4 protein-coding genes and 1 pseudogene are annotated in these 6,000 nt (G+C 42.0%); 1 reads left to right on the top strand and 4 read right to left on the bottom strand.

Annotated elements, in window-relative coordinates:
- Positions 1-76 precede the first annotated feature (76 nt).
- The gene (locus ACZW67_RS09840) at positions 77-1,555 is read right to left on the bottom strand and encodes a hypothetical protein (protein WP_465183105.1); all 1,479 of its coding nucleotides are present in this window, start codon (positions 1,553-1,555) and stop codon (positions 77-79) included.
- Between the two features lie 98 nt (positions 1,556-1,653).
- Positions 1,654-2,586: pseudogene (locus ACZW67_RS09835) on the bottom strand (YifB family Mg chelatase-like AAA ATPase); the annotation flags it as partial.
- Positions 2,587-2,985: 399 nt separating this feature from the next.
- Between ACZW67_RS09835 and hemN the strand changes: the two are divergent.
- Positions 2,986-4,449: an oxygen-independent coproporphyrinogen III oxidase gene (hemN, locus tag ACZW67_RS09830; protein WP_201589254.1), complete on the top strand. Its 1,464-nt coding sequence runs from the start codon at positions 2,986-2,988 to the stop codon at positions 4,447-4,449.
- Between the two features lie 107 nt (positions 4,450-4,556).
- Here hemN and ACZW67_RS09825 read toward each other — a convergent pair whose 3' ends face one another.
- Positions 4,557-5,417: an SPFH domain-containing protein gene (locus ACZW67_RS09825; RefSeq protein ID WP_110922177.1), complete on the bottom strand. Its 861-nt coding sequence runs from the start codon at positions 5,415-5,417 to the stop codon at positions 4,557-4,559.
- Between the two features lie 15 nt (positions 5,418-5,432).
- Entirely contained in the window at positions 5,433-5,927 is a 495-nt protein-coding gene (locus ACZW67_RS09820; protein ID WP_197099447.1) for an NfeD family protein, read from the bottom strand.
- Positions 5,928-6,000: the final 73 nt, after the last annotated feature.

Below are 6,000 nucleotides of genomic sequence, written 5' to 3'. Positions count from 1 at the left end.
CAAGCTAAGTTTCTACGCCAAGGTTGGATGGAAAATAATTTACCAAAACTGTTTCATGATATGGGATGTACTTCTTTTATCTTGGATTGACTATACAGTCGAAGATATAGTAAACATCCTTATCGATTGCTATTCTCAATACATAAATGAACAAAACGGTAGTAGGTTTATTGGTTTTATTTAAGTGTTCTACTGTTTCACCATGCAGTTTACCTTTACTATAGGCATCAATGAGCACATTGTTGTACTCAGGATTAGACCTTAAAGACTTAGCATATTTCAATATTTTTTTAAATGACGGATTTCGATGTCTTAAAATATCGGAAGATATAAGAGGTTTTAATATACCAACATCCTTATTAGTACCTGTTTTAACACCTACTGCGTAGGTTGAAGGTATCGGCTCATTCAAGGGGATGACCTGACTTGTTTGCCTTTGAATAGCTTGCTCAATAGTAATATTTTCAACTCTCACTAACTCACGAATTTCACCTATAGTCCGAATACGCTGTCGTACAACAGCAGTTGTGCTATTACCTGCATTACTTTCAGCCTCTACAATTACTTCATCAGTATCAATTTTATGAAACAAGGCTTTATAAGAACGTGTGGTTGGTTTGGCTTGATTTATATTATTTTCACTAATTTCATAATCATCAAACGCATAATGAATAGCATTACCCTGCGGCATAGACATACCTGTTATTTCAGTACAGAGTATTATGTCATCTCCAACATTAATGCCCTTAAGTTCGATTTCTATTTTCTGCTTGTGATAAGGTACAACTTTTAAAGGTGAAGATCTTTTCGAGGGAACAATGTGATCTTTGTTTTTTTTCAAAGCATTCAAAACTCTTGTATTTAATTTTTCAATCACGTCTTGGGTATGTTGATTGTATTTAAGATGGTGTAGAAATACAGCATCAGGGATAACACAGTTATCAGGAATAAGCGTGACATCAGATGTTTTAGGATCAGGAAAATTGAGGCTTAACATTTCTTTAACGTCAGCCCACAAATAAGTTAGCAAAATGCGGTTAATTTCTTTCGACACCCCGTAATGCGCCATGAAGAAAGTTAATGGATGGATAAGAACCTTACGAGAACCTTGTTTTATTACCAATAGAGTATTTGTATCATTTTCCAAATCATCAACAGGATAATTATTAAGATCAAATTCAAATACGCCATCCTTTTTAGTGATGCCAATATGGTTAGAGTATTTAAGGTTAACTGAATCCTCCTCAATTACAGTGATAGCATCATCAAACTCAAATTTTTGGCAAGTTAAACCATTCACCCAAATAGACCCGAAAATAAGACTATTAGCTAGCTCAATAGGTAGTTTGACTCCAAATTCATAACCATTATTAAGACTAAGAAAAATCGTCTCAACTAACTTTATTGCGTTTCGCCTATTAGAACCTCTGAATATTCGTCCAAACCAAATCAAGACATACTCATGATTATTAAAAAATTTATCAGTATGCCGACCAATATCTACGTTGCTAAGATTAACAGTACGGTCAAAATTATTGAAAAAATCAGGTTTCATGCGATTCCTCCATTAGCGTAAAATGAAACACTGTGGAGAAAGCAATATGCCACATGACATTTATTTCGGAAACATGACAAGTATTGTGGAAACTGACAACCGCCACCGACCAACGCCACGGCTGATATCGTATGATGAACTTGCCTGAACGGCCGTGTGCCATAGTCGTAATCGCTGTCTGCGACTGAATACGTACTGGCTACTTCTAATGCATCTTCGTCACTGAGGTCAGGTAAAATAGTCGGTAGACGCGATGCCATCAATGTTTTACCCGAACCGGGCGGCCCTGTAAATAATATCGAGTGCCCACCTGCCGCCGCAATCTCTAATGCTCGCCTTGCATGATGCTGACCTTTGACATCGGCCAAGTCCACTTGATAACCCACATGCTGCGGTGCTGGGCTGGGTGTGACGACTGCCAAACTCTCATTGGGTATGCTTGGATTCGCTAGCGACTGTAGATGGTCGCAAACGGCTTTGAGACTCTGAGCGCCTAATACCTCTACTCCCTCGACACGGCTGGCTTCTGCCCCATTATCCATTGGCACGATTAATTTGACCGATGTTACTGCTTCTACTGGCAGCGGCTCAGTCAGTGATTGCTCATTACTACTCGATGACGTTACAGCCAATCCTTCCGCTTTAATCGCTCGTGCCACTGCCAGACTACCCGTCACTTGCCGCAGATTTCCGTTTAGCGCCAATTCACCGATAAACTCAAACCCTGATAACACGTCTGGATCGAGCTGATCACTGGCTGCCAATATGCCGATGGCAATCGGTAAATCTAGCCTTGCGCCATCTTTGGGTAAATCCGCAGGTGCTAGGTTAATAGTGAGACGACGATTGGGAAACTGGAATCCAGAATTCAATATCGCAGAACGCACTCTGTCTTTACTCTCACGTACGGCAGCCTCAGGCAGACCAACAATGGTCAATGCAGGCAAACCTTGCGACAAGTGCACCTCAATAATAACCTTGGGTGCATACAGACCGACGACTGAACGGGTATAGACTTGAGCAAACGACATAAGTGTTTCCTGATAGAGAGTCTCTCTCGATAATAGAGGATTACCTATATGTACGCAAATAACATGTTTTGAGTCATGAGCGCCAATACTTAATGAGCCATTTATTATCTAATAATATCTATACGTTTATCTAAAAGACCTAGCCATTCACCCCACTATTAACAAGGATTTGTTATACTAGCCACTGTCTATTTAGACATAAATATTGCTAGAAAGGTGATCATAAACGAACGGTTTCAATTGCCACCCTTGAACCACATAAACTCTAGCAATATATATGGTCAAAACGAGGAATATCGCATGACAGAACATCCAGAACAAAACAATTCTAACAGTGCTGACCATATCGAGCAGCCTTATAATCGTGCAGGAGAGCAGCCGACCACGACACGTCCTGTCATGCAACCAGACAACCCTTATGCTAGTTTGCGCGGCAGTATTACGAGCAAACATCTACCTGCATTTGATGAAGCGATCATTCATAAATACAATCGCTCAGGGCCACGATATACCTCTTATCCCACGGCTTTAGAGTTCACGCCAATCGCTGACAGTCTTGAGACCAAAATCCTGCAGAGCCGTGAAGCGCGTGCACCACTGTCTCTATACTTTCATATTCCGTTCTGTCGTCATCTTTGCTACTACTGTGCTTGCAATAAGATTATCACTAAAAAAAATAGCGATTCGGGCGATTATTTACAGTACTTAATTGCCGAAATTAAGCATAAGCGTCGCTTATTATCGGCGCCTGAAGGTAGCAGCAAGCCATTGGTCAAGCAGCTGCATTTGGGCGGTGGTACACCCACATTTTTGCGTGACGAAGAGATGGTTCAGCTGTGGGAGTTTTTACAGACTCAGTTTGAATTTTTGCCCGAAGATGAAGGTGATTACTCTATTGAGATTGACCCGCGCGAGCTGAGCGAAGACACACTAAAAGTATTGCGTGGTCTTGGTTTCAATCGTATCAGCTTAGGTGTACAAGATTTGGACGAAACGGTACAAATCGCTGTCAATCGTGTCCATTCAGCAGAATTGATTGAAAATGTACTTAACGAGGCGCGTGAACTCGGCTTTCACTCTATTAACATCGACTTGATTTATGGTCTGCCACATCAAACGCCTGAGACGTTGGACAAAACCGTACAGCGCATCATAGAGATGTCACCAGATCGCCTGTCTGTATTTAACTACGCGCATCTGCCAGAACGATTTAAAGCGCAACGTCAGATTAAAGATGAAGACCTACCCAATCCAGCAGCGAAGCTTACGATGCTTGGCAATACTATCAATATGTTGAGCGAAGCGGGCTATCAATATATCGGTATTGACCATTTTGCAAAGCCTGATGATGAACTCGCTGTCGCACAGCGCGAGGGCAAATTACATCGTAACTTCCAAGGTTATACCATCATGGGTGACTGCGACCTATTAGGATTCGGTGTCTCATCCATCAGTCAGATTGCCAATGCCAGTACCCGCTATATCCTACAAAATGATACGGATCTGCAAGCCTATCAAGCCAATATTGATATGGCAAAAATCAATCCTACTGTCATGCCAGCGGTAAAAGTAATCAAGACGTCGATTAAAGATCGTCTGCGTGAATACGTGATTATGAACTTGCTATGTCACGACTATATTGATTTTAAAGATGTGAACCAGAAGTTCGGTATCGATGCGATTACCTATTTTATCGATGAAATAGCACAACTCGGTGCCATGCAAGACGATAAGCTCATCGATATGGATGCCGCTGGTATTCGTGTTTTACCACGTGGACGCTTATTGGGTCGAAACGTTGCGATGGTCTTTGATGAGTATCTTGAAACAAAGCATAAGAATCGCTTTTCGAAAGTGATTTAAAGCAGCTTTAAGAAGCAATGTTAAAAAATAACGTTAAAAAGCAACGGTGAATTTATGGCAAAAAAAAGACCTCAATAGAGGTCTTTTTTTATCTGAAATAATGGTTACTACACTTTTAACTTATCACCCACCATACCCTTTACGGTACTTAGGATATCAGCAGGTAACACCACCATTTTTGAGTTATCAGATTCAGCCAGCTCACGGATTGCCTTGATATACTGCTCACCAAGTAAGTAAACAATCGGCATCTCTTCTGTGCCCATGGCGTTGGTAATCAAACGAATCGACTCTTCTGAGCCTCTCGCTAGCACTACCTGCGCTTCAGCATCACGGCGTGAGGCCTCGAGACGCCCATCGGCTTCTAGGATAGCCGCCTGCTTTTGACCATCAGCACGGGTCACTGTGGCACGACGTAGACGCTCTGCCGCCGCCTGCTCTTCCATTGACGCTTGCATAGTTTGCGATGGATTAATATCTTGAATTTCTACCGTCTTCAGCGTGATGCCCCAATCAGCGATATCTTCTGAGATTGCATGCTTTAGCTTCATCTTGATTTCGTCGCGACTCGACAATGCACTATCCAGATCCATCTCACCGATGATTGAGCGTAATGAGGTCTGTACCAGATTGCGAATACCATATTCATAATCTTCGATGCCATATACTGCTTTGTCAGGGCGTACGATATTAATATAAGCCACTGCATTAGCGATAATCACCACGTTGTCTCGAGTAATGACTTCTTGTGATGGAATATCAAGAACGATGTCTTTAGTCGTCACTTTATAGGCGACATCATCAACGAAAGGAATAATCAGATTTAACCCAGGCTCTAGCGTTTGGCTATATTTCCCCAAGCGCTGTACCACCCATTTGTAGCCTTGCGGTACGATACGAACACCCTTGAACACTGTAAACACCACCAGTGCCACCAAGACCAACATGACAATACTAAAGCTTCCCATAACCCACCCCTATTATTATATTTGTTTACTATTATTCATCGCTGCCTGCGATTTCATACTGCTCACGATCAACTCGTTGCCGACGATGTCTGTCACTACTACTCGATCACCAACTGCTACCTGCTCTCCTGTCGTACGACACATCCATTCAGCCGCACCAACAATAGGAACACTAAACCTTACCGTACCCGCATGATTAGGCTGTGGCTGTACGATTATCATACCTGTTTCGCCAACGATAACGCTGCCACCCAAACCTGCTTTGGTACGGTCTATCGATAACGGCTTAATGAATTTGAACCATGCCAACAGAAATATAGCCGATAACACCAACCAAATAATCACTTGAACAAAGACTGAAATCGGCAATAACCATGAAAGGGCTGCCACAATGATAGCAGCAGCACCAAACCATAGACTTGCAAATGTGGGCACAAACATCTCAACAATCAGCAATATGAAGCCTAAAACGAGCCAATGCCAAGGTTCAATCATCCAAAGTATGTCCATCGCTGCTATACCCCTTATCTTTGATATTCTAACTTTCAATGTAACACACTTTTCGTATCCATAATGTTCTTAA

This window comes from Psychrobacter sp. TPE 89C, assembly GCF_055522395.1.
This window is presented reverse-complemented; position numbering and strand designations above follow the sequence as displayed.

What these genes read in the sequence shown, in the direction of transcription:
- ACZW67_RS09820 (WP_197099447.1), bottom strand. Translation starts at nt 5,927, where the DNA reads ATGGACATACTTTGGATGATTGAACCTTGGCATTGGCTCGTTTTAGGC.
- ACZW67_RS09825 (WP_110922177.1), bottom strand. Translation starts at nt 5,417, where the DNA reads ATGGGAAGCTTTAGTATTGTCATGTTGGTCTTGGTGGCACTGGTGGTG.
- ACZW67_RS09840 (WP_465183105.1), bottom strand. Translation starts at nt 1,555, where the DNA reads ATGAAACCTGATTTTTTCAATAATTTTGACCGTACTGTTAATCTTAGC.
- hemN (WP_201589254.1), top strand. Translation starts at nt 2,986, where the DNA reads ATGCAACCAGACAACCCTTATGCTAGTTTGCGCGGCAGTATTACGAGC.